The sequence below is a fragment of the Methylobacterium sp. A52T genome, assembly GCF_053346095.1.
On sequence record NZ_JBKFBI010000009.1, the window covers coordinates 54,579 to 79,554 of the forward strand.

The window sequence follows — 24,976 nt, forward strand, 5'->3', positions numbered from 1 at the left end:
CCGTGCGGTAGCGGGAATCCGCGCCGCGGACGGCGCGGCCTCAGCGGCGCCGCCGCGCTCCCGCCTCCGCGACCCGCAGGAGGGCCGCTGAGGCCAGCGCGTGGGCCAGGTCGGGCTCGGCCCGCCGGCAGGCCAGGACGGCCTCCTGCAGGGCCGCCACGGCCTGCCGGAGGGTCCCGGGCGGCCACGCGCCGAGCTGGCCCTCGATGCTGGCCCTGCGCTTGAAATGCAGGCCCCGCCACGTCGCCACCATCGCGGCGGGCGTCTTGTCGGGATTGTCGAGCCGGGTGGTGAGCAGCGTCAGGGCGTGCCGCAGCGCCGAGCCCAGCACCACGCCCGGGTCGAGGCCCTCGTGCCGGAAGCGGCGGTAGTCGCGCTCCACCGCGTCGCGGCGGCCGTCGAAGGCGGCGTCGATCAGGGTGTTGAGCACGCTCGCGGCGACGTCGCTGGTCACGGCCTCCACGTGCTCGAGGGTCACGGTCCGGTCCCCCTCCCCCGCGGCGTAGAGGGCGAGCTTCTCGATCTCCATCAGGCTCGCCCGGCGGTCGCCGCCGAGGCTGCGGGCCAGGACCTCCCGGGCGGCGCGGTCGATCCGCAGGCTGCGCTCCTGGAGGGTGCGCTCGATCAGGTCCGAGAGGGTCCGCTCGTCGTCGGCGTAGCACGGGATCGCCAGCGCCTTCGGCGAGCGCTCGCAGAGGGTGCGGAGCGGGTTGTTCTTGGCGAGGTCGCCGGCCTCCACCACGATGCGGGCGTCGGCGACCGTCGCGCCCAGCACGGCCTCGACGGCCGGCGCGTAATTGCGGGTGCCGGGCCGGACCCAGATCGACCGCCGGCCGCCGAACAGCCCCAGGGTCCCGGCCTCGTCGCACAGCCGGCCCGGATCGGCCGCGAGGGCGTCGCCGTCGATCCGCACCAGCGCGAAGGGGTCGGCCGGGTCGGCGACGAAATCCTCGGCGAGCTTCCGGGCCCGCTCGGTCACCAGGCCGGTATCCGGCCCGAAGACCAGGATGACCGGGATGCGCGGATCGGGCCCGCGCCGGATCAGCCCCTCGATCTCGCCGGCCTTGACCGCCGTCACGTCGGATTACGGCTTCGTCGAGAGCACGGCCGCGAGGCGGCTCTTGATCTGGTCGGACAGCACGCTCGCCAGCCGGATCTCGGCGTCGCGCGCCGCCCGCTGGCTGGCGAAACGCTGGATCGAGCGGTCGTAGGTCGCGGTCGAGGTGGCGACGCCCTCGGTGTAGACCTTGGTGCCGCTCATGTCCTCGAGGCTGTACTTGATGTTGGCCACCAGGGTGCCGGCCTCGGCGCGGCCGGTGGTGGAGGAGACGATCGGGGTCTGCACGATCTCGGAGCCCGAGAGCTTCAGCCGGTAGCGCTTGGTCGCCGGGTGGCCGGACCCGTCGAGGTCGAAGACCAGCTCGCTGCGCAGGTAGTGGCCGAGGCGCTCCTGGCCCTGGGCCATCGCGACGTCGTCGACCTGGACCGAGGCGAGCAGGGCCTGGACGGATTCCCCCGAGGCGGTCGGCCCGTAGAGCGGCCGGAAGCAGGCCGAGAGGCTCAGCGCCAGGCCGGTCGCGCAGGCGAGGCGGGCGATCCGCCCCGCGATGGAAACTCCCGAACCCACCATCCGCCGTCGTTCCGCCCCTGCCTGTCGGATCGTTCTAGCGCGGACACGGCGTTCCGCGCCACGACGCTACGGGGCAAACGTTACGATTCCTCTGCGGCAAGAGCGTGGTCGCCCGGTTTCCGAATGTGCGGCCGCGGCCGTCCGGGGAGCCCGGGATCGACCGGGCCGCCTAGGCGATCGCCGCGAGGTAGGCCGAGACCGTCACGACGGCCAGCACGGTCGAGACCAGCACCACGGTGGCGGTCAGGTCGGCCTCGCGCCGGTAGAACTCCGCCAGCATGAACGGCCCGGTGCCGGTGGGGAGGGCGGCCATGAGCACCGCGGTGTGCAGCAGGAGCGGGGGCAGGTCGAACAGGTAGCGGCCGAGGCCGTAGGCCAGGAGCGGGTGGAGCACCAGCTTGAGGCCGACGAGCAGCGCGGCAATGCGCCCCTGCCCGCCCCCGGTCTGGCGGGGCTGGGCCAGGAACAGGCCGAGCGCCACCAGGGCGCAGGGCGCCGCCGCGCCGCCGAGGAGCTTCAGGAACGTGGCCACCGCGTCCGGCACGGCGAGGCCGGCGCTCGGCACCAGCGCGCCCAGCGCCGGTGCCACCAGCAGCGGGTTGCGCACCAGCGAGCGGCCGACCGTCCACCAGACGGGCCGTCGGGCCCCCCCGCCCCTCCCCGACGCGACCGCCTCGCGCCGCAGCCCGGTCTCGATGAGCACGATCGCCACCGCGAAGACGCCGCAGACCGTGAGGATCGCCGCCACCGTGGTGGGCGCGAGCGCCTCCGGGCCGAAGGCGACGAGCGCCAGCGGGAAGCCCATGAAGCCGGTATTGGCGTAGCCGGCGTTGAGCCCGTCGACCGCGGCGTCGGCCAGCGGCCGCCCCGCAGCGCCCCGGATCAGCACGGCGAGGGCGAAGATCGCGAGGCTGCTGAGTCCGAAGGCGCCGATGAAGCCGGGCTTCCAGATGGCGCTCCAGTGGGCGTGCGCGGTCACGTCGAACAGCAGCGCCGGCAGGGCCAGGAAGACCACGAACCGGTTGAGTTCGGTGGTGGCGGCGGCCCCGAGCACGCCGACGCGCCGGGCCAGCCAGCCGGCGAAGATCAGCGCGAAGATCGGCAGCACGACCAGCAGGGTCGAGAGCATGGCGGGTCCGGGTCGGAGGTCGGTGCTCCGGCCTTAGGACGGTTTCCGATCCCGGCTCCAGTGCCGGGGGCGGGGACCTGCCATGCCGCGGCCCCCGCTCCCGGACACTACCAGCGGTAGATCAGGCTGCCGATGACCGTCGCGGGCGCGCCGCGATAGCAGAACCCGGCCTGGCAGGTCGTGTAGCTGCGGTCGAAGATGTTCGACGCGTTGATCTGCGCGCGGAAGCCCCGGTACTTCGGGTCGAGGGCCGCGAAATCGTAGGCGACCAGCGCGTCGAACAGGGTCACGGTCGGGTTGCGGACGGTGTTCTCGTCGTCGGCGAAGCTCGTCCCGGCATAGCGGAGGCCGCCGCCCAGCTGCAGGCCGGCCAGCGGTGAGCCGGGCCCGAACTGATAGGTCCCGAAGGCGGTGAAGCTGTCGCCCGGGATCCCCGAGAGGGCGTTGCCGTCGATCGGCCGCCCAGTGATCAGGGAGGTCTGGCGCAGATAGCGAAGGTTGAGGTGGGTGTAGGACAGCGTCAGGTTGGTTCCCGGCGCGAAGTTCGCCGTCAACTCGGCCTCGAACCCTTTCGACTCGACCGAACCGGTCGCGACCTGATTGGCGATGTTGTTCGGATCCTGCCGCAGGAGCGACGATTGCACGATGTCGAATCCCGAGAACGACGTCGTGATGTTGGTGTTCGGGATGGCCGCCTTCACGCCGGCCTCGATCTGGTCGCCGGTCGCGGCCTTGAACGGGTTCCCGTTCACGTCGACGCCGACCTGCGGCGTGAAGGTCGTGGCGTAGCTGGCGTAGGGCACCAGGAAGTCGGTGAGCAGGTAATTCAGGCCGATGCGGCCCGAGAAGGCCCGATCGGTCTGGTCGGCAGCCGTGCCGGCCGTCCGGTCGCTCGTGTTCTGGAAGACCCAGTCGTGCCGGCCGGTGAGGGTCAGCACGAAGCGCCCGAGCTTGGCCTGATCCTGCAAGTAGGCGCCGATCTGATCCTGCGCCTGACTCTGGAAGTTCGTGTAGCGCGGCCGGGCGATGACCTGCTGCCCGTAGTTCAAGGTCAGGAGGTTGAGGTCCGGCGCGGCCCCGAAACCGAAGGCGCGCGTGTAGTCGTAATGGGCGTAATCGACCCCGCCGATCAGGGTGTGCTGGATCGGACCGGTGGTGAAGCGGCCCTCGAGCTGGTTGTCGAGGGAGATCTGGCCCAGCGTGTCCAGGTAGGCGCCGGCCGTCCGCGCGCCCAGCGTTCGGGCCGGGTTCAGCCCCGTGATCGACGTGTAATCGTAATCCGCGCGGACGTCGTAGTAGCGAAAGTTCTGGCGAAAGATCAGATCCGGCGAGAATCTGTGCTCGAAGGCGTAGCCGACGCGATATTGCTGCTGCTTGTACTGATTGAGCGCCGGATCGCCGGAGTAGAAGTTGGTCACCCGGAAGCCCGGATCGTTGTAGAAGAAGGACGTTCCCGGCAGGCGCGATTCGAAATATTCGCTGAGGAACGTGAAGCTGGTGTCGGAATCCGGGCGCCACGTGAAGGACGGGGCGATGAAGGTGCGGTCGTCGTCTCCGCCGGGCAGGTAGGTGTTGGACTGGCGCTTCACGCCGGTCACGCGGTAGGCCATCGTCCCGTCGGTGCCCGCCACCGGGCCGCCGATGTCGAAATTGCCCTGGAAGCGGTCGTAGTTGCCGGCCTGAAACTGCACCTCTCCGAAGGGTACGAAGACCGGGCGCTTCGAGGTCGAGTCGACGATGCCGCCGGGCGAGCCGAGACCGTAGAGGCCCGAGGCCGGCCCCCTCAGAATGGTGACCGCGTCCAGCCCGTAGGGCTCGCTGCGCGGGATCGTCAGGCCGACGGCATTGAGGCGCAGGCCGTCGCGGAAGATGCCGTTGTAGGTCGCGCTGAAGCCGCGGATGTAGAAGGCATCGTAGCGGGGATCGAAGCCGAACACGCTGCTCGACACGCCCGGCGTGTAGGCGATCGCCTGGGCCAGATCCTGCACGTTGCGGTCGTTGAGCTGCTCGCGGGTGACCACGGAGACCGATTGCGGGGTCTCGAGCAGGGGCGTGTTGGTCTTGGTCGCCGCGGGACTCACGCGCGCCACGTAGCCGGTGACGCCGGAGGGACCGCCGCCGCCGCCGCTGGTGGCCGCGCCGCCGCCGTCGCCGCGGCTGACATTGCCGCCGCCGCCGACACCGCCCGTCGGGGCCGCGGCGGCCGGGCGGGCGGCCTCCACTGAGATCTCGTCGAGCTGGACGGCGGCGCCCTGCGCGGCGGCCGCCGGGACGAGGGCGACGGTGGTCAGAGCGGTGGTCAGAGCGGTGGTGGCGAGGAGCAGACCGGACGGAGCGGAACGAAACGACATCGGGGACCCACGAACGCGCCTCTACACGGCGCCCGGGGCCCACGTACCATCGATCACGGCCGCTCGATCAAGCCGAAAACGTGTTGTGAATCACACACTTAGAAGCTTTCAAATCTATATCGATTCAAGCCTAGAACTCCAGCGGCGGCTCCCGCAGGGCGGTCGCCTCCCGGGTGCAGGCGGCCTGATCGGGAACCGTCCCGGGACTGGCGAGGGCGCCGCGAAGCTCGGCGCGAGCCTTGTCGAGATCGGCGCGGAAGGACGCGTCGCCCATCAGGGCGGCGAAGACCGCCGTGCCGGTCAGGCGTCCCGCGGCCACGTCGCTGAGCCAGTGCACGCCGCAGACGATCCGGCTCTCGCCGTAGGCCCGGCCGCGGGCCAGGATCCGGGTCGCCTTCTCGGGCACCAGGGACGCGAGGATCAGCGCGTAGGCCCAGCCCTGCGTGGCGTGGCCCGACGGGTAGCTGAAGCTGTCGGCCAGGGCCTGACTGCGCTGCACGCAGATCGGCGCCTCGTTGCCGACGAACGGGCGGAGGCGCCGGTAATGGACCTTGGGTCCGCGCGTCGCCCGGGCGAGATCCAGGCGGGCGCGCTCCAGGAGGTTGATCACCGCCGGCACCCGCGCCTGATCGATCCGGGTGCCGAGCACGCAGGCGAAGTTCTCCAGGACGGCGGCGGCGCCCTCGGACACGTCGTTGGCGGCCAGCTCCCAGCGGGGCGACCCCTTGAGGGCGCGAGTGCTGTTGAAGGCCGCGCGGTCGGCCTTGTCGAGGGGCGCGTCGTGGGCCGGCGGGGAGGGCAGGAACTGGACGGCGTCCGGCACCGCCCCGTCGGCCAGGTAGGGCTTCACGGCCGGCTTGCCGGGCTTCAGCGTGTCGGCGCCGAGGGACGGGGCCGCGGGTGTTGCCGGTGGGGCCGCGAGGGCCGGGCGGGGGGAATCCTCGGCGCGGGCCGCGACGGCCAGGAGGAGGGCGAGGGCGGCCGGGGCGAGGAGGGGCAGGGACGGCGTGCGCAGCATCGGATCCGGGACTCTCTCGGATGGAATCTGCGGGGCGCGCCCGCTGCCGGAGGAACGGCTCAGCCGGCCCGTTCAGTCCCTGCACAGGCACACACGCCTGTCCAGGGCGGGGCGGCGGCGATCCGGGCCGCTTGTCACGCGCGCCGCGCTCACGCCGCCCGGATCGCGGCGGCCACGGCGTCCGGATGTTCCTCGTGCGCGCTCAGGGCGCCGGGGATCGGGGCGCCGGTCACGCGGCCGCCGGCGACGAGGGCGTCCATCTCGGCGCCCGAGCGCCGCGGGGCGCCCGCGGGGCGCAGCACCAGGGTCGGCGGCAGGCCGTCGCCGAACAGGGCCAGGAAGGCGTCGCGGCTGCCCACCGGGTCGAGGCCGCCGGTGACGAACGCGGCGGTGCCGAAGCGGCCGTTGCGCTGGCGGGTGATGGCGTGCTTGTCGCGGATCACCGCCGGGGTGACCCGGGCCGCGTCGGCGTAGACGTGGGCGCGCATCATCCGGCCGATGATCGGCGGGCTGATGTTGATCCGGTAGAGCGCCTCGCCGAGGACCGGGGCCTCGACGGCCCGGCGGATGCGCGGGAACCAGTGCGCCCGCCCCGGCATCGCGGTGGGCAGCGGCCCCCGCCAGGTCGGCGCCACCAGGACCAGCCGCCCGAAGGCCCCTGGGTGGCGCCGCGCCGCCGCCACGAGGTAGCCGGCGGCGTGGCCGGCCGCGACGCCGAGGGCGTAGGGTCCGGGCGCGGCGGCCAGCAGGGCGTCCAGGAAGGCGTGGAAGGTCGCCGGGGCGAGGGGGACCCGCGCCCGCGGCCGGGCGCCGAAGCCCGGCCAGTCGGGGACGAGGCAGCGGTACTCCGTCCCGAGCAGGCCGGCGAGGCCGCGCATCTCGGCCCGCGCCGAGATGGTCGACAGGGCCGGGAGCAGGAGCGCGTCCGGCCCCGCCCCGATCCGGTCGCAGGGGGTCGGCACCGTCCGGCCCGCCACCGTCAGGGTCAGCTCGGACGTCTCCATCGCGCTCCCGCCAGGTCCCGGATGAATCAGGTGCGCAGCAGCTCGTTGATGGCGGTCTTGGACCGCGTGCCGGCATCGACGCGCTTGACGATCACCGCGCAGTAGAGCCCCGGGCCCGGCGTGCCGTCCGGCAGCGCCTTGCCGGGCATCGTGCCCGAGACGACCACCGAGTAGGGCGGCACCCGGCCATACATGACCTCGCCGGTGGTCCGGTCGACGATCTTGGTGGAGGCGCCGATATAGACGCCCATGGACAGGACGCTGCCCTGGCCGACGATGACGCCCTCCGCCACCTCGGCGCGGGCGCCGATGAAGCAATCGTCCTCGATGATCACCGGGTTGGCCTGGAGCGGCTCCAGGACGCCCGCGATGCCGGCGCCGCCCGAGATGTGGCAGTTCTTCCCGACCTGCGCGCAGGAGCCGATCGTCACCCAGGTGTCGACCATCGTGCCCTCGCCGACATGGGCGCCGAGATTGACGAAGCTCGGCATCAGCACGGCGCCGGGAGCGATGTAGGAGCCCCGGCGGACGAAGCAGCCCGGCACGGCGCGCAGGCCCGCGGCGCGGAACTCGGCCTCGCCCCAGCCGGCGAATTTCGACGCGACCTTGTCCCACCAGGGCGCGCCGCCGGGGCCGCCCTCGATCGTCGCCATGTCGTTGAGGCGGAAGGAGAGCAGCACCGCCTTCTTCAGCCACTGGTTCACCACCCAGTCGTGGTTGCCGGACTTCTCGGCGACGCGGGCCTTACCCGAATCGAGCAGATCCAGGGCCGCCTCGACCGCCTCGCGCACCGCGCCCCGCGTGGCGGTCGACACGTTGGCGCGGTCTTCCCAGGCGGCTTCGATGGTCTGGGCGAGATCGGAATGGGCGAGATCGGAGTGGGGCTTGCCGGCCTGGGACATGGGACGGGTCAGAACTCTTGCGGCGGGAGCCCGTGCTTACAAGCGGCCACCGGAGCTGTCACCTGAGGAGATGCCGTCGATGACCTCGAGCAGTTCGCGGACCTGATCGAGATCGGTCACCAGCCCGGCGAGGTCGTCCGCCAGGGTGTCGTGGACGGCCTGCGCGGCGGCGGGGAACTCCTCCAGCACGCGGCGCATCAGCGTCGGCGTGATCCGCATCACCGCGGCGCTCCCCTCGGCCCGGGCCTCGGTCGGGCGCGTCCCGCGCACGAACAGCGCGAGCTGGCCGATCAGCGCCGAGCGCCCGGCCCGCACCGGCTCGGCCCCCGCGACCCGGGGCTCCAGCCGGACCGTGCCCGCCATCACCACGAAGCCGCCGTCGGCCGGGTCGCCGCGGGCGAAGAGCAGGTCGCCGTCCGCGAGGTCGCGCCGCTCGGCCGCGAAGGTCAGCAGGCGCAGGGCGTCCCGGTCGAGGAAGCCGAACAGCGGCGCGGCCGCGAGGATCGCGATATCGTCGTCGAGCCCCAAGAACGCCTCACCACCCTGCGCATACGCGAACCCGCCGGATCGCCTACACGTAAAGCTTCAATTCGTCAGGGCAGCAACTTGTATCCGCCGCCCTCGGTCACGAGGATCGCGGCGGTGGCGGGGTTCGGCTCGATCTTCTGGCGCAGCCGGTAGATATGCGTCTCCAGCGTGTGCGTGGTCACCTGGGCGTTGTAGCCCCAGACCTCGGCCAGCAGGGTGTCGCGGTTCACCACGGCCCGGCCCGCCCGGTAGAGGAAGCGCAGGATCGCGGTCTCCTTCTCGGTGAGCTTCAGCTTGGAGCCGCGCTCGCCGACGAGGAGCTTGGCCCCCGGGCGGAACGTGTAGGGTCCGATCTGGAACACCGCGTCCTCGGAGGCCTCGTGGCTGCGCAGGTGGGCGCGGATCCGGGCCAGCAGGATGCCGAACTTGAACGGCTTGGTGACGTAGTCGTTGGCGCCGGCCTCCAGCCCCTCGACGTGGTCCGCCTCGGAATCCTGGGCGGTCAGCATGATCACCGGGCCGCGGAAGCCGCCGGCGCGCATCCGGCGCACGGCCTCGCGCCCGTCGAGGTCGGGCAGGCCGACATCCATGACGGCGAGGTCGATCCGCTCCGCGGCGACCCGCCGGATCGCGTCGGTGGCGTTGGCCTCGGTGAAGACCGTGAACTCCTCGCAGAGATCGAGCTGCTCGGTCAGGGTATCGCGCAGGACCGCGTCGTCGTCGCAGATCAGCAGGCGGTAGACATTCGGCATCGTCCGGGCCCCAGTGCGTGCTGCGGGAGGGGCGAGGGCCGCCTGCCGGGTGCAGCATGCGATGATGTCAGATCTCGGCAGGATCGCGCGACGACCCTACCCAGGCTTGTGTTTCCGCATCCTTTCGCCGCCGTGACAAGCGCCCCGGCGAACGGGCTGCGGGATCGGGGGCGCGCCGCTCCGGGATCACGGCGGCGGTCCCCGCGGCGCGGCGGGGGGCTGGCGCGCTCCCGAATCCCGGCTCGGCGGCCCGGGTTCAACCGAGAGATAGAGCATCCTTTGTGGCCGGAAGTTGCCTTGCGCGCAATTTTTCACCGGTTCGAAGTACCGATCCCGGGCATAAGGCCCTGGGATCGGACGGATTGGGGCGGACGGATTGGGGAGGACGGATTGGGGAGGACGGAGATGCGGCGGCCGAGCAGGGGACACATCCGCCTGACCCTGGGGGAGATCCGCGTCCGCGCCCTCGTCGGGGACCGGCGGCGCGGGCAGCTCCTCGTCGGCCCGGCGGTGATTCCCTGCGCCCTCGGGGCGGGCGGGATCGTCGGCGACAAGCGCGAGGGCGACGGCGGCTCGCCGCGCGGGCGCTTCCGCCTGCGCGGCGGCGCGTACCGGCCCGATCACCTCGCGGTCCGGCCGCGCACGCTGCTGCCCCTGCGGGCGACCCGCCCCGACGACGGCTGGTGCGACGAGAGCCGGGACCGCCGCTACAACCGGCCGATCCGCCTGCCGGCCCCGGGGGTCAGCGCCGAATCGATGTGGCGGGGCGACGGACTCTACGACGTGGTGATCGACCTCGACTACAACCGCGCCCCGATCCGGAAGGGGCGGGGCTCGGCGATCTTCCTGCACATCGCCCGGGACGGCTACCGCCCCACGGAGGGCTGCGTCGCCCTGGCCCGGGCCGACCTCCTGCGCCTGCTCCGGCGCCTCGGGCCGCGGACGCACCTGCGGATCGGCTGAGGCCCGGGCCCAGCTTCAGGCCCGGGTCCAGGTCCGGCTTCAGGCCTTCCGGATCCGGGCCCCGAAGATCGCGGTCCCGACCCGGACATGTGTGGCGCCGAGCTGGATCGCCGCCGGGAAGTCCGCGCTCATGCCCATGGAGAGGATCGGCAGGTTGTGCTCGTGGGCGAGCCGGGCCAGCAGGGCGAAATGGGCCGAGGGCGGGTCGTCCGCGGGTGGGATGCACATCAGGCCCTGGATCGCCAGCCCGTGGGTCTCCCGGCACTCCGAGAGGAGGGTGGCGAGCTGGTCCGGGAGCACGCCGCCCTTCTGCGGCTCCGCGCCTGTATTGACCTGGATGAGCAGCTTCGGCGTCCGGCCGGACCGCTCGATCTCCTTGGCCAGGGCCGCCGCGAGCGACAGCCGGTCGAGGGAGTGGATCACGTCGAACAGCGCCACCGCCTCCCGGGCCTTGTTGGATTGCAGCGGCCCGACGAGGTGCAGTTCCACGTCCGGGAAGCGGTGGCGGAGGGCCGGCCACTTCGCGGTGGATTCCTGGACGTAGTTCTCGCCGAAGACGCGATGGCCGGCCTTCAGCGCCGGCAGGATGCCCTCGGCCGGGACGGTCTTGGAGACCGCCACGAGTTGCACCTCGGCCGGGTCGCGCTCCGAATCCTCGGCCGCGCGGGCGATGGCGGCGCGCACCTCGGCGAGACCGGCCGCGACATCGGCCTGACCGACGGGGAGCTTGTCGGTCCTCTGCCCCATCCCGTCGGTCGGCGGAGCATTCGTGCCGGTCGTCGCGTCGTCCATGGCGTGCCTGTCCTGTCGCTGCCGGGCGCCGGTCTGCGCGGTATGAGCCTCGGCGCGCGTCGTCGTCGCGCCCGATCCCCGCCGACCTATGCGTTCGCGCGCCCCGCGCAAGCCCGAATCGCGCGCCGCGTTGACCGGCTGCGGCGCAGATATGCTATCGCGGCGCGAACGTGCCGCGGTCATCCTTCGGAATGACCGACGAGCCCCTGACGCAGCCGGATCCATGACCGCCAGCACCGCCCCCCAGCCCGTCGAGCGCTACAACGCCAAGGATGCCGAGCCGCGCTGGCAGGAGGCCTGGGCCGAGAAGCGGCTGTTCGAGACCGACAATGCCGACGGCCGCCCGAAATACTACGTGCTCGAGATGTTCCCCTACCCGTCGGGGCGCATCCACATGGGCCACGTCCGCAACTACGCGATGGGCGACGTGGTCGCCCGCTACAAGCGCGCGCGCGGCTTCAACGTGCTGCACCCGATGGGCTGGGACGCCTTCGGCCTGCCGGCCGAGAACGCCGCCATGGAGCGCAAGGTCAACCCGCGGGACTGGACCTACGCCAACATCGCCTCGATGCGCGACCAGCTGAAGGCCATGGGCCTGTCGCTCGACTGGAGCCGGGAGATCGCGACCTGCGATCCCGACTACTACAAGCACCAGCAGCGCATGTTCCTCGACTTCCTGGGCAAGGGCCTCGTCACCCGCCGCACCGCCAAGGTCAACTGGGACCCGGTGGACCACACGGTGCTGGCCAACGAGCAGGTGATCGACGGCCGCGGCTGGCGCTCCGGTGCGCTGGTGGAGCAGCGCGAGCTGACCCAGTGGTTCTTCAAGATCACCGATTTCGCCGAGGATCTGCTGACCGCCCTCGACGGTCTGGACCGCTGGCCGGAGAAGGTCCGGCTGATGCAGAAGAACTGGATCGGCCGCTCGGAGGGCCTGGAGGTCCAGTTCGGCCTCGCCCGGCCGGTGACCGGCGCGCCCGAATCCGTGACCGTCTACACGACCCGGCCCGACACCCTGTTCGGCGCCAAGTTCCTGGCGATCGCCGCCGACCATCCCCTGGCCGCCGCTCTGGCCGAGGGACGGCCGGAGCTGCAGACCTTCATCGAGGAGTGCCGCCGCACCGGCACCGCCCAGGCCGCGATCGACACCGCCGAGAAGCACGGCTTCGACACCGGCCTGACCGTGCGCCATCCGCTCGACCCGTCCTGGGAGCTGCCGGTCTACGTCGCGAACTTCGTGCTCATGGAGTACGGCACCGGCGCGGTGTTCGGCTGCCCGGCGCACGACCAGCGCGACCTCGACTTCGCCAACAAGTACGGGCTCGGCAACACGCCGGTGGTCTGCCCGGAGGGGCAGGATCCGGCGACGTTCGTCATCACCGACACCGCCTATGTCGAGGACGGGCGGATGATCAACTCGCGCTTCCTCGACGGGATGAGCACCGGCGAGGCCTTCGAGGCCGTGGCGCGTCGCCTGGAAGGCGAGGGGGTCGCCAAGCGCAAGGTCCAGTTCCGCCTGCGCGACTGGGGCGTCTCCCGGCAGCGCTACTGGGGCTGCCCGATCCCGATCATCCACTGCGACAGCTGCGGCCCGGTCCCGGTGCCGGTGGCCGACCTGCCGGTGAGGCTGCCCGAGGAGGTGTCGTTCGACCAGCCCGGCAACCCGCTGGAGCGGGACGCGGCGTGGCGGAACGTGCCCTGCCCGCATTGCGGCGCCCCGGCCCGGCGCGAGACCGACACGATGGACACGTTCGTCGACTCGTCCTGGTACTACGCGCGCTTCACCGCGCCCTGGCTGGCGGACGCGCCCACCGACCGCGCCGTGGTCGATCGCTGGCTGGCGGTGGACCAGTATATCGGCGGCATCGAGCACGCGATCCTGCACCTGCTCTACGCCCGGTTCTTCATGCGGGCGATGCGCGAGACCGGCTGGGCCGGCGTGGCCGAGCCCTTCGCCGGCCTGTTCACGCAGGGCATGGTCGTCCACGAGACCTACAAGGACGCGGCCGGCGCCTGGCTGCCCCCGGCCGAGATCCGCTTCGCCACCGAGGAGGGCGAGCGCCGCGCGTTTCACGTGAAAACTCAGGCGCCGATCGCGATCGGCCCGATCGAGAAGATGTCGAAGTCGAAGAAGAACGTGGTCGACCCCGACGACATCATCGCGAGCTACGGGGCCGACACGGCGCGCTGGTTCATGCTGTCCGACTCGCCGCCCGAGCGCGACGTGATCTGGACCGAGGAGGGCGTGCAGGGCGCGGCCCGGTTCGTCCAGAAGGTTTGGCGCCTGGTCAACGCCGCCGGGCAGGCGGCGGGCGACGGCGCCGCGGACCTGACCCTGCGCAAGGCCGCCCACCGGGCGCTCGCCTCCGTGCAGGACGATATCGAGCGCCTGCGCTTCAACCGCTGCGTCGCCCACATCTACACCCTGGCCAACGCCCTGGAGGACGGCCTGCGCGGCCCGGTCTCGGGGCAGGCCGCCCAGGAGGCCGCCGGCATCCTGGTGCAGCTCATCGCCCCGATGATGCCGCACCTCGCCGAGGAGTGCTGGTCCGTCCTCGGCCGCGGCGGCCTCGTCGCCCAGGCGCCCTGGCCCGAGACCGAGGCGGGACTCCTCGTCGAGGACGAGATCACCCTGCCGGTCCAGATCAACGGCAAGAAGCGCGCGGACGTGACCGTGCCGCGGGACGCCGACGCCAAGGCCGTGGAGGCCGCGACCCTGGCGCTGGAGGCCGTCCAGAAGGTGCTGGAGGGCAAGGCGCCGCGGAAGGTGATCGTGGTGCCGGGGCGGATCGTGAACCTCGTGGTGTGATCCGACGTCCGGTTGATGGCATCGATCTGACCGTCTCTGCGAGCGGAGCGAAGCGACCCAGTTGCACGACGACCTCCGAGGTCGCGCTACCCTGGGTCACTTCGCTTCGCTCGTGATGACGGAGCGCGTGACGCCGGCCGAAAGATCTCACGCTCGGTGAAGGCGCCGCGCCCGGGGACAGGGTCGGCGATCCGGCTCGCCGCTCACGGCGCCGCCAGATCCGGATCCTGTCCGCTGGCCTCCAGGCCGCGCCGCACCAGCCCGTCCCGCTTCGCCCGCGCGACGAAATCCGCGAGATACGCGGCGCCGGCCGGATGCCCAACCGGCATTCCCATCGCCTGCGGGATCTCCATGAAGTGCCCCGGCAGCAGCCGCACCTCCGGGTGTGCCGCCGCGTAGGCGGCGAGGGGCTGATGCACGCCGGCCGCGACGTCGAGCCCGTCGCGGGCGAAGGCCGTGACCGCCTCGGCCGAGGTCGGCGCCCGCACCAGGGTCGCGTGCTGGAGCGCGCGGGTCAGGAACAGGTCGTAGGCGCTCCCGCGCCCCACCGAGACGCGCACGCCGTCGCGGTCCACCGCCTCCGGGGAGCGGATCGGCGAGGCGGCCGGCACGAGGTAGCTGCCGGCGATCAGCACGTAGGGCTCCGTGAAGGCGATCCCCTCCGCCCTCTTCGGGTCGATCGCCAGGAAGCAGATGTCCCAGGTCCCGGAGCCCGCCGAGCCCGAGACCGCGCCGGCTCCCGGGAAGGTCACGAACGCCACCGGCACGCCGAGCTGGGCCGCCAGCGCCCGCGCGAGGTCGACCGAGACCCCCGCGGGGCCGTCGGCGCCGCCCTGGGCCAGGACCGGGTTGCCGAGGTTGATCGCCGCCCGGAGCGTACCGGTGGGGGCGAGGTCGTGCAGGATCGCCGGATCGGGCGCCATCGGTTTCGTCTCCGCGTGGACGGCGGCGGGGAGGAGCAGGAGCAGGAGGGCCGCGCGGATCCGCATGAGAATCGCTCCGCCCTCAGGCGCGCCGCGCCGGCCCGGTCGACGCGGCGTCGCCGTTCCGGGCGGGACGGCGACGCCGGCGGGCCAGCATGTTGAGGCCCTCGACGCCGGCCGAGAAGGCCATCGCGGTGTAGATGTAGCCCTTCGGCACGTGCGCGCCGAACCCCTCGGCGATCAGCGTCATGCCGATCATGATCAGGAAGCCGAGGGCCAGCATCACCACGGTGGGGTTCCGAGCGATGAAGGCCGAGAGCGGCTCGGCGGCGACCAGCATCACCACCACGGCGACCACGACCGCCACCATCATCACCGGCACGTGCTCGGTCATGCCGACCGCGGTGATGATCGAGTCGATGGAGAAGACGAGGTCGAGGAGCAGGATCTGGCCGATCGCCGCGCCGAACCCGATCGCGCCCCCGGTCACTCCCGGGGTCTCGGGCTCAGGATCCACCGTGTGGTGGATCTCCTTGGTCGCCTTCCAGAGCAGGAACAGGCCGCCGCCGATCAGGATCATGTCGCGCCAGGAGAAGTCCTGGCCCAGCACCGAGAAGACCGGCTCCGTCAGGTGCACGATGAACGCCACCGTGCCGAGCAGCCCGAGCCGCAGGATCAGCGCCAGCCCGATCCCGATGCGCCGCGCCCGCGTCTGATGCTCGGGCGGCAGCTTGTTGGTCAGGATCGAGATGAAGATCAGGTTGTCGATGCCGAGCACCACCTCCATCACCACGAGCGTGGCGAGGGCAGCCCAGACGGCGGGCTGACTGGCGAGCTGAAGCAGATCGGTCACGGGCGCGGTGCCTCGCTGGTCGGGAACAGGCGGCTCCCGAGGGCTGTCAGGTCGAAGGGGGCCGGTCCGCGCACCGGTTCGGGCGCCAGGACCTGCAGGATCTTCGGGAAGACCTTGAAATGGGCGGGCGTGCGCGTGGTCAGCTCGCCGTCGGTGTTCACCGGCCGGGGCCTGCGGGTCGAGAGCCGGATCTCCTGGGTGTGGAACGCCCGCACGTCGGCGGCCCGTCCATGCGTGCCCCGCCGCAGGGCGGGCAGCAGCGCGAGGAGCCGCCACCAGTGCTTGATCTCCAGGCTGTAGAAATCGAGCTTGCCGTCATCCACCGCGGCACTCTCCTCCACGGTCATGCCGCCGCCGTAGTGGCGCCCGTTGCCGACCGAGACCTGGATCGTGGTGACCTTCTCCACCACGCCGTCGTGCTCGATCGTCACCGTGAAGGGCCGGACCCGGCGCAAGACCCGGACGGCCGCCACCGCGTAGCCGAGGACGCCCCAGGTCTTCTTCGATTCGGACGTCAGCTCGCCCGCGAGCTCCGCCGAGAAGCCGATGCTCGCCACGTTGAAGTAGTAGTGGCCGTTGACCCAGCCGAGATCCACCGGCCGCGCCTGCGCGGTCGGGATGAAGCGGGCCGCCGCCAGGGGGTCGAGCGGCAGGTTGAGGGAGCGGGCGAGGTCGTTCGCCGTGCCGAGCGGCAGGATCGCGAAGGGCAGGCCGCTCGCCACCAGGGCGGGCGCGGCGTAGTTCATGGTGCCGTCGCCGCCGCCCAGGATCACGAGATCGACCGCGCCGGCCCGGTCGCGGATCACGTCGCGGCAATCGGCATCCGGCGGCGGCTCCTCCGGCTCGATGCCGCCCGCCCGCAGGATCGCCCGCACCTCGTCGAGATCCAGGGCGCCGTTGCGCGCCTTGGCGTTGCAGAGCAGCAGGGCCCGGCGCGGCTGCGTGCTCATCGCGCGCTCCCGGGAAGCGGGCCGGCGGGCGACTCGGTCTCAGGTCGGGCCAAGGGATCCTCGGTGCACGGGGGAGCGGGCAGTCTGGAACGCGGTAGGGGAACCCGGGACCGGCCAAAGGCCAAGTCTGTCCCCGACTTGGTACCCAAACGCACGAACGCAACCCCATCATCCCCGCAATTCCGGGCTGGTCGCCGTCGCGGAGTTCGGCAGGATGTGGGCGCGCCCGAGCCCTTCGTGGAACCCCCGACCCACGCGGGCGCGTTCTCCATGATGCCCGCCCCGGCCGCCAGGAAGGCACCGATGTCCGCCACACGTCCCGTCCGTCCCCAGGCCCTCGCCCTCGGCATGCTCCTGCCGTTCGCCCTCGCGGGCGGTGCCGCCGCCCAGAGCGCCTGGGTCGACCCGCCGCCCCGGGCCGCCGCGCCGGCGCAGGGTTCCGCCCAGGGTCCGGGGAAGGAACCGACGCAGGAGGCGGCGAAGGAATCGACGAAGGAATCTGCGAAAGCGCCGGTGCGCTCCGCCGAGCCGGTCCGGCAGGCCGCCAGACCCGAGCCGGGCGAGGACGCCCTGCCGAAGGCGGCGGCCACGCGCGTTCCGGGCCCGAAGCGGGCGGCCGCCCTGGAGCGTCCGCCGGTCCGGGAACACCTGCACCACCCCGGGCGCCACCCGCACCGGCTCGCCGAGACGCCGGCCGCGACCGCCTCGGCGCCGGGCGCGTCGGCGGAGCGCGTGGCCGCCGCCCGGGCGCTGACGACGAGCTACCTCGCCACCGTCTCGGGCCCGAGCGACACCATGGTCGGGGCCGCGACCCAGTACTACGCGACCCGCGTGCGCTTCTACGGGCGGCCGATCACCACGGCGGCCCTGGTCGCCGAGAAACGCAGCTTCGTCCAGCGCTGGCCCGAGCGGCGCTACGAGCCGCGGGCGATGCGCGCCGCCTGCGACACCGAGACCTGCACGATCCGCACGATCGTCGATTTCCGCACCGCCAATCCGGGCCGGGGCGCCGTGTCCAGCGGCGAGGCCGAGTTGGTCTTGGAGGTGGGTTTCGCCGGGACGCGGCCCTACATCCTCGGCGAGACCGGTCGCGTCCTGCGGCGGAGCATCCAGGCTGGAACCCTGGCCGCCTCGCCCGGCAAGGCGTAAGAGCCGCGCGTCGCGGTCCGCCACCGCGCGGCGGGCACGGGCTCGCGCGGGGTGTGCGGCGGCCCCTACAAGAACGCCCGCAAGGGCGGCTAGGAAGGGCGCCAGCGAGGGAAGCGTGCGGCGGGGCGCGTCGCGGGATCGGTCCTGCGGGTCGGGCGTTCCGTGGGGCGCCCGCGGGCGCCCTTCGTCGGGAGGCGCGATCGAGCTTCCTTCGCGCCGCGCGTCGGTGATGCCGGGATCGGGTGAATGACGTCTTCAACGGTGGTGGAGCAACAGGAGACGGAGCCGGCCCGGCCGGTTCTCGACAGTCCCGGCCGCCTCGCCCTGCGCGAGACGATCCGGGCCGAGATCGCGCGCGCGCGTCCGCGTCCCGTCGCGGTCCGGACCCTGGAGCTCCTGGCCGAGGCCGCCTGCGCCCCGGACGAGTCCGGGACCGGCCTCCGCGTCCTCGACCGCCACGGGGCCGCGCGGCGGCGGGAGGGCACCTCCGAGCCGATGACCCTGGCGGACCTCGTCGCGGAACTGCGCGCGCGCCATCCCGCCCTGTTCCTGCCGCCGGAGCCCGAGCCCGAACCGGCCCCGGCGACCGCCGAGGAGGCCCGGGACTCGTCCCTGCTGAGCGGCGCCTACGAGATGAAGGCCGCGACCGCCCGCTTCGTCGGGACCCAGTCCGAGCGGGCGCGCTCCCTGGCGGAGCGCTCCTCCGAGCAGGGCCGCGTGCTGGCGCAGACCGCCGCCGGCCGGTTCGCCAGTTTGCGGACGAACCTGCGCGGACGCTTCGCCCGCCCGCCCGTCGACGCGGAGGCCGGGCCGGCCGCGGGCGCGGATCCGGCGGCGGCCTGGAACAGCGGTCCCGGACGGTTCGGCGAGACGCTGCGCGACGGCCTCGGCCATTTGCGCGACCGCCTCAGCCTCGGCGGGGGCGGGATCGATGACGGCGCGCGCCGGCAGCGCCGGCTGCTCCTCGGCGCCGTCGCCGGCACCCTGGTGGCGATCCTCGCCGCGGGGCTCGTGCTGGACCGCTCCGCGCCCGATTCCGGGCGCCCCGCCGCCCCGACCGCTTCCCGCACGGATTCCCGCGCGGAGGCCCCGAGCGCTGCCGCGCCGAACGCGCGGCCCGCGGCCCCCCCGGCCTCGGCCCCCGACACGGTGACGCCGCCCCCCGAGACCGGCGGCGATCCCGAGCCCGACGCGCCGCTGCCGCCGAACGCCGTGACCGGACAGGCCCAGGTGATCGATACCGCGACCCTCAAGGTCGGCGGCAAGGTCGTGCACCTGTTCGGCGTCGAGTGGGTGCGGGGCGGCCAGGCGGAGGAGCTGGCCCGGTACATCGGCAACCGGTCGGTGACCTGCCAGCCGGCCCCCGGCAGCGCGAACATGAACTGCCTCGTGGACGGGCGCGACCTCTCCGAGGTGGTGCTGTTCAACGGCGGCGGCCGCGCCGCCCCGGAGGCGAGCCCCGAGCTAGTCGCGGCCGAGGACCACGCCCGGAGCGAGCGGCTCGGCGTCTGGAAGCGCTAGCCGGATGCCGGCCGAACCGTTCGGCACGACGGCGGACGGCCGACCGGTCGGCCGTCATACCCTGAACCGGGGCAGCCTGCGCGTCGCCGTCATCGAGTACGGCGCGGCCGTCACGGCGATCGAGGTGCCCGACCGCGCCGGCCGTCCGGCCAGCGTCGTGCTCGGCCTCGACACCCTGGCGGGCTACGAGACCGTGAGCCCGAGCTTCGGCGCGATCGTCGGGCGCTACGCGAACCGGATCGCGGGCGGGCGCTTCGGCCTCGACGGGCACGACTACCGGCTGCCGGTGAACGAGCCCCCCAACACCCTCCACGGCGGCCCGGAGAATTTCGGCCGGCGCCTGTGGCGGGCGGAGTTCAGCGACGCGACGCGCCTCGTCCTGAGCCGCCGCTCGCCGGACGGGGAAGAGGGGTTTCCGGGCACTCTCGACGTCCGCGTCACCTACAGCCTGCCCGCGGAGGGCGTGCTGCGCGTGGACTACGCCGCGGCGACCGACCGGCCCACGGTCCTGAACCTCACGAACCACAGCTACTTCAACCTCGCCGGCGAGGGGGCGGGCAGCGTCCTCGGCCACATCGTGCAGGTCGAGGCGGACGCCTTCGCCCCGACCGACGCGACCCAGATCCCCACCGGCGCGCTGCTGCCGGTCGCCGGGACGCCGTTCGATTTCCGCGCGCCGCGGGCCCTGGAGGCGCGGATTCGCGCCGGGGACCCGCAGCTCACCTACGCCAAGGGCTACGACCACACCTTCGCGCTGCGCGGGGCCGCCGGGACGCTGCGGCCGGCCGCCACCTGCGTCGATCCCGGCAGCGGGCGGCGGCTCGACGTCTGGACCACGCGGCCGGCGCTGCAGCTCTACAGCGGCAACAACCTCGACGGCCGCCTGATCGGCCCGTCCGGGCGGATCTACCGCTCGGGCGACGGCGTCTGCTTCGAGACGCAGGGCTTTCCGGACGCGCCGAACCAGCCCGGCTTCCCCTCCGCGGTCCTGCGGCCGGGCGAGACCTTCGCGGCCGCCACAGAGTTCCGGTTCTCGGTCGTGTGACGGTCGCGGCGCGCTCAGGCCGCCGCGCGATCAAGCGCCCGCGGCGCCGGGATCGCGGCGGCCGGCGCGGCGGGATCGGGACGCCGCGCCTCGCCGAGCGCCAGGAGGGCGGCCTTCACGGCGTCGAGCCGCGACGGCTCGCCCTCGGCCATGCCCTCCGCCGCGGCGACCTCCTTCAGGTACTCGTCCCAGGCCCAGCGCCGCAGGATCTCGCGCTTGCAGCTCGGCAGCAGCCGGGGATGATCGCGCAACACGGCCGGGGTGTCGAACACCGCGCCCGGGTTGACCAGGGCGCGCTCCAGGTCGGGCAGGGGCGCGGCCGCCGGGCGGGGCGGGATGGCGTTTCGGATTTCGATCGTCCCATCTTGCATGGTTGCCTCCCTGGCGGGGCGCGCTCAGCCGCCGAAGAGGCCGAGGCGCGCCGCCGATTGCACGGCGAAGCTCGCCGCGAAGGACAGCAGGGCCGCGTCCCAGGCGGTCAGGTGCCGGGCGTTGGCCGGCGGCCCGGCCCGCGTGATCGCCCGGCCGAGCCACGCGAAGCCCGACAGGCTCAGCAGGGCCGCCAGCACCCAGGGCAGGGCGGGCGCCGGGCAGGGCGCCGCCAGGGCGGCGAGGCACAGGGCCGCGGACAGGAGCCAGCGGCCGAGCACCGTGCCGTCCGTGGTCCGCGCCGGCCCTCCGCGCCGGCCGCGCCGCGACCGGAGCCCGTGCCCACCCCGCAGGTCGAAGGTTGCCATCGCGCGTCTTCCCGGCTCAGTTCAGCAGGGGCTCCGGTCCGGCCGGACCGCGCTCCCAGCGCCGGATGAGCGCCGCGGGGACGGGCGGCTCGCGCGGCGGCGGGGCCGCGGGCGGTGCCGAACCCTCGTCGAGCGCCTGGAGCGCCTCCAGGATCGCGCTCAGCGGCACGGGCTCGGCCCGGCAGCCCGGCAGGCAGCGCAGCGTCGGGCAGGATTCGACCGCGCGGGCGTCGGAGGCCCAGGAGGCCAGGATCGCCCGCTTCTCGGCCCGCGACAGGCCGGGATAGTGCAGCACCTCCCGGGGGTGCCGGAAGACGTCGCCCGGCGCCACGAAGGCCTCGAACGGCTCGACCGCCGGCGGCCTCAGGCTGGCGGCCGCCACTGGACCGAGGCGCCCGATCTCGGGACGGAACGCGGGATGGACGGGGTTGGTATCGATCGGCTGCATGCGACCCTCCTCATCGTGAGCAAAGGCTGGGGCGGCCGGCACGCCCGATCGGGCCGCGCCGGCCGTCGCGTCATGCGTTCGGGTCCGCGGCCGCGGGGGGGGCGGCCGGGGGGGGGGGGGGCGGGCGCGCGGAGGGCCGGCCCAGGGCCAGCTCAGTGCTTGGCGGCCGGCGCGCCGGTGCCGTTGATGGCGATGCGCCGGCGACGCTCCGGCGCCTCGGCCGCGCGCGGCAGCGTCACCGTGAGGACGCCGTTGCGGAATCTGGCCGCGGCCCTGTCCTCGTCGACCGGCACGGGGAGGGCGATCGACCGCTCGAAGCGGCCGTAGCTGCGCTCGGAATAGCCGCGGCCCGTGTCGGTGGTCTCCGCGCGCTTCTCGCCCTTCAGGGTCAGGACGCCGTCGGCGATGAGCAGCTCGACGTCCTTCTCGTCGAGCCCGGGAAGCTCGGCGGAGACGCGCAGCGCACCGTCCGCCTCCGCCAGCTCGATATGGGGCCAGCCGAAGTCGCGGCCCGCGAGGCTCGGCACGCCGCCGAACCCGCTGAACACGTCGTCGAACAGGCGGTTCATCTCCCGGTGCAGCGTCAGGAAAGGGCTGGCCGGCTCCTGCGCGAGGGCGGTCGGCGCCGGGGCCGGGGTGCGGTTCCAGGGAATCAGATCTCTCACGCTCATGGTCCTCGCTCCATCGAATGCGGTGCAGTCGGGGGAACGGGCCCGCGGGTCCGCGAGGGATGTCATCCGTGTCGACAGGGGTGCCCGGGCGCGCCGCCCGGGACACCGGATCGGATCGTCCGATCAGGCCGCCATTCAGGCTGCCATTCAGGCTGCCATTCAGGCTGCCATTCAGGCTGCCTTGGCCTCGCGGGCGATCTGCGCCGGGGCGTTGTCCTGGCCGGACATAGCCGTCGTGCCGCCGATGGCGATGCGGCGGGGCTTCAGCGCCTCCGGCACCTCGCGCTTCAGCGCGACGGTGAGCAGGCCGTTCTCCAGGGACGCGCCCACGACCGTCACGTGCTCGGCCAGATTGAACGTCTGGCGGAACGTGCGGGCCGCGATGCCGCGGTAGAGATAGTGCTTCTCACCCTCCTGGGCGGCGTTCTGACCCAAGACGAGGAGCGTGGTGTCCTGCTGGGTCAGCTCGATCTCGTCGGGCGTGAAGCCCGCGACCGCCATGGTGATGCGGTACTGGTCCTCGGCCACCTTCTCGATGTTGTAGGGCGGCCAGGCGGCCGACGGCTCGACGCGGTCGGCCTGGTTGAGCAGCTCGAACAGGCGGTCGAACCCGATGGACGACCGGAACAGGGGCGAAACGTCGTACGTCCTCATAACCACATCCTCCGACGAGCAACGTGACTACAAGCAGCGCCGGACACCGTGCCCGGCGCCCTCAGAGCGAGCCCGTTTCCAGGCCTCGCACGCGCGTAACGTGCGGGTGAGAAGTCGGTTCCGCGCCGCGCGAAATTTTTCGGGTTGAGCGGGGGCAGGCCGAATACGGTGATCCGACCCGCGCGGCCTCTCGCGCTGAGCTGCGGGTTGCACGAGCTCGCGGTCCCGGTCGGTCCGTCCGTCAGAATGAGAGCGCGGGTCCCCTCTCCCGTGCGGGAGAGGGACAGGGTGAGGGACGCGAACGTTCAGAAGACGGCGCGCCCCGTCTGCGCGTCGATGGCGTGCCCTGTCCGGAGACTTCCCATCCCTCACCCTGTCCCTCTCCCGCTCGGGAGAGGGGGCGCGTCGCGCTCCGTCGCAGGCCGCACCGCGAACACGTGTCGGCCGCGAGGGGGAGGGGGTGCCGCGGACGCGGCAGGCCCCGCTCTCAGCCGACCGCCTCCTCCACGAGGATCTCGCGCTTGCCGGCGTGGTTGGCCGGGCCGACGATGCCCTCGATCTCCATCCGCTCCATGAGCGAGGCGGCGCGGTTGTAGCCGATCTGCAGCCGGCGCTGGATGTAGCTCGTCGACGCCTTCTGGTCGCGCAGCACGACCTGCACGGCCTGGTCGTAGAGGTCGCCGCCGGCCTCGCCGAAGGAGCCCTGGTCGAACACGGCGCCGTCCAGTTCGAGCTCCGCGGCGCCGGCCTTGCCCTTGCCGCCGCCCTTCTCGGCCGCGCCCTCCTCGTCGTCGGCGGTGACGGCGTCGAGGTAGCTGGGCCGGCCCTGGCGCTTGAGGTGGGCGACCACGCTCTCGACCTCGCTGTCCGAGCAGAACGGCCCGTGCACCCGCGTCGTGCGCCCGCCCCCGGCCATGAACAGCATGTCGCCCTGGCCCAGAAGCTGCTCGGCGCCCATCTCGCCCAGGATCGTGCGGCTGTCGATCTTGCTCGTCACCTGGAAGCTGATCCGGGTCGGGAAGTTCGCCTTGATCGTCCCGGTGATCACGTCCACCGACGGGCGCTGCGTCGCCATGATCAGGTGGATGCCCGCCGCGCGCGCCATCTGCGCCAGGCGCTGGATCGCCCCCTCGATGTCCTTGCCGGCCACCATCATCAGGTCGGCCATCTCGTCGACCACGATCACGATGTACGGCAGGGGCGCCAGGTCCATCGCCTCGTCCTCGTACACCGCCTCGCCGGTGTGGCGGTCGAAGCCGGTCTGCACGGTCCGGGTCAGCACCTCGCCGCGCGCCGCCGCCTCGGCGACCCGGGCGTTGTAGCCGTCGATGTTGCGCACCGCGATCTTGGCCATCTTCTTGTAGCGCTCCTCCATCTCGCGCACGGCCCACTTGAGGGCGATGACCGCCTTCTTGGGGTCGGTGACGACCGGGGAGAGCAGGTGCGGGATGCCGTCGTAGACCGACAGCTCCAGCATCTTCGGGTCGACCATGATCAGGCGGCACTCCTCGGGCTTCAGCCGGTAGAGCAGCGACAGGATCATGGTGTTGATCGCCACCGACTTGCCCGAGCCGGTCGTGCCGGCGACCAGGAGGTGCGGCATGCGCGCGAGGTCGGCGATGATCGGCTCGCCGCCGATGTTTTTCCCTAAGCACAGCGCCAGCTTGTGCTTGCTCTCGGCGAAATCCGTCGAGGCCAGGAGCTCGCGCAGGTAGACCGTCTCGCGCTTGGCGTTCGGCAGCTCGATGCCGATGGCGTTCCGGCCGGGCACGACCGCGACGCGGGCCGAGACCGCCGACATCGAGCGGGCGATGTCGTCGGCGAGCGCGATCACGCGGCTGGACTTGGTGCCGGGCGCGGGCTCGAGCTCGTAGAGGGTCACGACCGGGCCCGGCCGCACCGCCAGGATGTCGCCGCGCACGCCGAAATCGCCGAGGGTCGCCTCCAGCAGCGTGGCGTTCTGCTCCAGGGCGTCGGCCGAGATCAGGCTCGCCTGGGACGGGCCGCGGGGGGCCGCCAGCAGGTCGAGGGCGGGCAGGGCGTAATCCTCGGGACGGACGGGCGGCGCGGGCGCGCGCCGTGCCGGCACGGGCGCGGCGGGCGGCGCCACCCGCGACGCGGTCGGCTCGGCCCGCGGCGGGACCGGG

24 protein-coding genes are annotated in these 24,976 nt (G+C 72.9%); 5 read left to right on the forward strand and 19 right to left on the reverse strand.

The features are described from left to right. Positions 1-40 precede the first annotated feature (40 nt). From holA to ACLBYE_RS04280, 9 genes are all read right to left on the reverse strand, one after another. A complete protein-coding gene (holA, locus tag ACLBYE_RS04240; RefSeq protein WP_447693166.1) occupies positions 41-1,078 on the reverse strand; it encodes a DNA polymerase III subunit delta in 1,038 nt (345 codons plus the stop codon). 6 nt (positions 1,079-1,084) lie between these two features. Then, on the reverse strand, positions 1,085-1,630 hold the full coding sequence (lptE, locus tag ACLBYE_RS04245; RefSeq protein WP_447682445.1) for an LPS assembly lipoprotein LptE: 546 nt from the start codon (positions 1,628-1,630) through the stop codon (positions 1,085-1,087). Between the two features lie 169 nt (positions 1,631-1,799). Beyond that, entirely contained in the window at positions 1,800-2,759 is a 960-nt protein-coding gene (locus ACLBYE_RS04250) for an AEC family transporter (RefSeq protein WP_447693167.1), read from the reverse strand. Positions 2,760-2,866: 107 nt separating this feature from the next. Next, a complete protein-coding gene (locus ACLBYE_RS04255; RefSeq protein ID WP_447693168.1) occupies positions 2,867-5,110 on the reverse strand; it encodes a TonB-dependent siderophore receptor in 2,244 nt (747 codons plus the stop codon). Between the two features lie 130 nt (positions 5,111-5,240). Beyond that, complete coding sequence (locus ACLBYE_RS04260; protein ID WP_447693169.1) at positions 5,241-6,128, reverse strand: acid phosphatase; 888 nt, start codon at positions 6,126-6,128, stop codon at positions 5,241-5,243. Between the two features lie 149 nt (positions 6,129-6,277). Continuing rightward, a complete protein-coding gene (locus ACLBYE_RS04265; protein WP_447693170.1) occupies positions 6,278-7,132 on the reverse strand; it encodes an alpha/beta fold hydrolase in 855 nt (284 codons plus the stop codon). A gap of 26 nt (positions 7,133-7,158) precedes the next feature. Beyond that, entirely contained in the window at positions 7,159-8,034 is an 876-nt protein-coding gene (gene dapD / locus ACLBYE_RS04270) for a 2,3,4,5-tetrahydropyridine-2,6-dicarboxylate N-succinyltransferase (protein ID WP_447693171.1), read from the reverse strand. Between the two features lie 36 nt (positions 8,035-8,070). Beyond that, positions 8,071-8,562, reverse strand: a complete 492-nt coding sequence (locus ACLBYE_RS04275) for a cyclic nucleotide-binding domain-containing protein (protein ID WP_447693172.1) — start codon at positions 8,560-8,562, stop codon at positions 8,071-8,073. Between the two features lie 65 nt (positions 8,563-8,627). After that, positions 8,628-9,314, reverse strand: a complete 687-nt coding sequence (locus ACLBYE_RS04280) for a response regulator transcription factor (RefSeq protein ID WP_447693173.1) — start codon at positions 9,312-9,314, stop codon at positions 8,628-8,630. 405 nt (positions 9,315-9,719) lie between these two features. Between ACLBYE_RS04280 and ACLBYE_RS04285 the strand changes: the two genes are divergently transcribed. Further along, positions 9,720-10,277 (forward strand): L,D-transpeptidase family protein, encoded by a 558-nt coding sequence (locus ACLBYE_RS04285; RefSeq protein WP_447693174.1) that lies wholly within the window; start codon positions 9,720-9,722, stop codon positions 10,275-10,277. A 39-nt stretch (positions 10,278-10,316) separates the two neighbouring features. Here the strand turns inward: ACLBYE_RS04285 and ACLBYE_RS04290 are convergent, their stop codons facing one another. Continuing rightward, complete coding sequence (locus tag ACLBYE_RS04290; RefSeq protein WP_447693189.1) at positions 10,317-11,024, reverse strand: YggS family pyridoxal phosphate-dependent enzyme; 708 nt, start codon at positions 11,022-11,024, stop codon at positions 10,317-10,319. Between the two features lie 268 nt (positions 11,025-11,292). Here ACLBYE_RS04290 and leuS point away from each other — a divergent pair, with 268 nt between their 5' ends. Further along, positions 11,293-13,878 carry a leucine--tRNA ligase gene (gene leuS, locus ACLBYE_RS04295; protein WP_447693175.1) on the forward strand — a complete coding sequence of 862 codons (2,586 nt, stop codon included), beginning with the start codon at positions 11,293-11,295 and terminating at the stop codon, positions 13,876-13,878. Positions 13,879-14,081: 203 nt separating this feature from the next. Here the strand turns inward: leuS and ACLBYE_RS04300 are convergent, their stop codons facing one another. Genes ACLBYE_RS04300 through ACLBYE_RS04310 form a run of 3 tightly spaced genes read right to left on the reverse strand, consistent with a single transcriptional unit; the run spans position 14,082 to position 16,604 of the window. Further along, entirely contained in the window at positions 14,082-14,867 is a 786-nt protein-coding gene (locus tag ACLBYE_RS04300) for an ABC transporter substrate-binding protein (protein WP_447693176.1), read from the reverse strand. A 16-nt stretch (positions 14,868-14,883) separates the two neighbouring features. Next, the gene (locus ACLBYE_RS04305; RefSeq protein WP_447693177.1) at positions 14,884-15,654 is read right to left on the reverse strand and encodes a TerC family protein; all 771 of its coding nucleotides are present in this window, start codon (positions 15,652-15,654) and stop codon (positions 14,884-14,886) included. Then, positions 15,651-16,604, reverse strand: coding sequence for a lipid kinase (locus tag ACLBYE_RS04310; RefSeq protein WP_447693178.1), 954 nt, complete (start codon positions 16,602-16,604; stop codon positions 15,651-15,653). The genes ACLBYE_RS04305 and ACLBYE_RS04310 overlap by 4 nt, the downstream gene beginning before the upstream one ends. A 216-nt stretch (positions 16,605-16,820) precedes the next feature. Between ACLBYE_RS04310 and ACLBYE_RS04315 the strand changes: the two genes are divergently transcribed. The 3 genes from ACLBYE_RS04315 to ACLBYE_RS04325 all read left to right on the forward strand — a co-directional run bounded on the left by ACLBYE_RS04315 (position 16,821) and on the right by ACLBYE_RS04325 (position 20,319). Beyond that, on the forward strand, positions 16,821-17,753 hold the full coding sequence (locus ACLBYE_RS04315; RefSeq protein ID WP_447693179.1) for a hypothetical protein: 933 nt from the start codon (positions 16,821-16,823) through the stop codon (positions 17,751-17,753). A gap of 246 nt (positions 17,754-17,999) precedes the next feature. Continuing rightward, positions 18,000-19,274, forward strand: a complete 1,275-nt coding sequence (locus tag ACLBYE_RS04320) for a thermonuclease family protein (protein ID WP_447693180.1) — start codon at positions 18,000-18,002, stop codon at positions 19,272-19,274. A gap of 4 nt (positions 19,275-19,278) precedes the next feature. After that, entirely contained in the window at positions 19,279-20,319 is a 1,041-nt protein-coding gene (locus ACLBYE_RS04325; RefSeq protein WP_447693181.1) for an aldose epimerase family protein, read from the forward strand. Positions 20,320-20,333: 14 nt separating this feature from the next. On the opposite strand, the gene ACLBYE_RS04330 is transcribed toward ACLBYE_RS04325, so the two are convergent. The 6 genes from ACLBYE_RS04330 to ACLBYE_RS04355 all read right to left on the reverse strand — a co-directional run. Next, a complete protein-coding gene (locus ACLBYE_RS04330; RefSeq protein WP_447693182.1) occupies positions 20,334-20,690 on the reverse strand; it encodes a hypothetical protein in 357 nt (118 codons plus the stop codon). 24 nt (positions 20,691-20,714) lie between these two features. Next, on the reverse strand, positions 20,715-21,056 hold the full coding sequence (locus ACLBYE_RS04335) for a hypothetical protein (protein WP_447693183.1): 342 nt from the start codon (positions 21,054-21,056) through the stop codon (positions 20,715-20,717). A 16-nt stretch (positions 21,057-21,072) separates the two neighbouring features. Continuing rightward, a complete protein-coding gene (locus tag ACLBYE_RS04340; protein WP_447693184.1) occupies positions 21,073-21,504 on the reverse strand; it encodes a hypothetical protein in 432 nt (143 codons plus the stop codon). Positions 21,505-21,656: 152 nt separating this feature from the next. After that, complete coding sequence (locus ACLBYE_RS04345) at positions 21,657-22,175, reverse strand: Hsp20/alpha crystallin family protein (RefSeq protein ID WP_447693185.1); 519 nt, start codon at positions 22,173-22,175, stop codon at positions 21,657-21,659. Between the two features lie 171 nt (positions 22,176-22,346). Then, positions 22,347-22,829, reverse strand: a complete 483-nt coding sequence (locus ACLBYE_RS04350; RefSeq protein WP_447693186.1) for an Hsp20 family protein — start codon at positions 22,827-22,829, stop codon at positions 22,347-22,349. A 487-nt stretch (positions 22,830-23,316) separates the two neighbouring features. Further along, positions 23,317-24,976, reverse strand: a 1,660-nt coding sequence (locus ACLBYE_RS04355; protein ID WP_447693187.1) for a DNA translocase FtsK, incomplete at its 5' end; no start/stop codon positions are given.

Bases quoted from the DNA above. Each gene is read 5' to 3' on its own strand.
- ACLBYE_RS04280 (WP_447693173.1), bottom strand. From the start codon at position 9,314: ATGCCGAATGTCTACCGCCTGCTGATCTGCGACGACGACGCGGTCCTG.
- ACLBYE_RS04345 (WP_447693185.1), bottom strand. From the start codon at position 22,175: ATGAGCGTGAGAGATCTGATTCCCTGGAACCGCACCCCGGCCCCGGCG.
- ACLBYE_RS04330 (WP_447693182.1), bottom strand. From the start codon at position 20,690: ATGCAAGATGGGACGATCGAAATCCGAAACGCCATCCCGCCCCGCCCG.
- ACLBYE_RS04290 (WP_447693189.1), bottom strand. From the start codon at position 11,024: ATGGGGCAGAGGACCGACAAGCTCCCCGTCGGTCAGGCCGATGTCGCG.
- ACLBYE_RS04255 (WP_447693168.1), bottom strand. From the start codon at position 5,110: ATGTCGTTTCGTTCCGCTCCGTCCGGTCTGCTCCTCGCCACCACCGCT.
- dapD (WP_447693171.1), bottom strand. From the start codon at position 8,034: ATGTCCCAGGCCGGCAAGCCCCACTCCGATCTCGCCCATTCCGATCTC.
- ACLBYE_RS04260 (WP_447693169.1), bottom strand. From the start codon at position 6,128: ATGCTGCGCACGCCGTCCCTGCCCCTCCTCGCCCCGGCCGCCCTCGCC.
- ACLBYE_RS04325 (WP_447693181.1), top strand. From the start codon at position 19,279: ATGCCGGCCGAACCGTTCGGCACGACGGCGGACGGCCGACCGGTCGGC.
- ACLBYE_RS04250 (WP_447693167.1), bottom strand. From the start codon at position 2,759: ATGCTCTCGACCCTGCTGGTCGTGCTGCCGATCTTCGCGCTGATCTTC.
- ACLBYE_RS04340 (WP_447693184.1), bottom strand. From the start codon at position 21,504: ATGCAGCCGATCGATACCAACCCCGTCCATCCCGCGTTCCGTCCCGAG.
- leuS (WP_447693175.1), top strand. From the start codon at position 11,293: ATGACCGCCAGCACCGCCCCCCAGCCCGTCGAGCGCTACAACGCCAAG.
- ACLBYE_RS04335 (WP_447693183.1), bottom strand. From the start codon at position 21,056: ATGGCAACCTTCGACCTGCGGGGTGGGCACGGGCTCCGGTCGCGGCGC.
- lptE (WP_447682445.1), bottom strand. From the start codon at position 1,630: ATGGTGGGTTCGGGAGTTTCCATCGCGGGGCGGATCGCCCGCCTCGCC.
- ACLBYE_RS04265 (WP_447693170.1), bottom strand. From the start codon at position 7,132: ATGGAGACGTCCGAGCTGACCCTGACGGTGGCGGGCCGGACGGTGCCG.
- ACLBYE_RS04350 (WP_447693186.1), bottom strand. From the start codon at position 22,829: ATGAGGACGTACGACGTTTCGCCCCTGTTCCGGTCGTCCATCGGGTTC.
- ACLBYE_RS04300 (WP_447693176.1), bottom strand. From the start codon at position 14,867: ATGCGGATCCGCGCGGCCCTCCTGCTCCTGCTCCTCCCCGCCGCCGTC.
- ACLBYE_RS04285 (WP_447693174.1), top strand. From the start codon at position 9,720: ATGCGGCGGCCGAGCAGGGGACACATCCGCCTGACCCTGGGGGAGATC.
- ACLBYE_RS04310 (WP_447693178.1), bottom strand. From the start codon at position 16,604: ATGAGCACGCAGCCGCGCCGGGCCCTGCTGCTCTGCAACGCCAAGGCG.
- ACLBYE_RS04320 (WP_447693180.1), top strand. From the start codon at position 18,000: ATGACGTCTTCAACGGTGGTGGAGCAACAGGAGACGGAGCCGGCCCGG.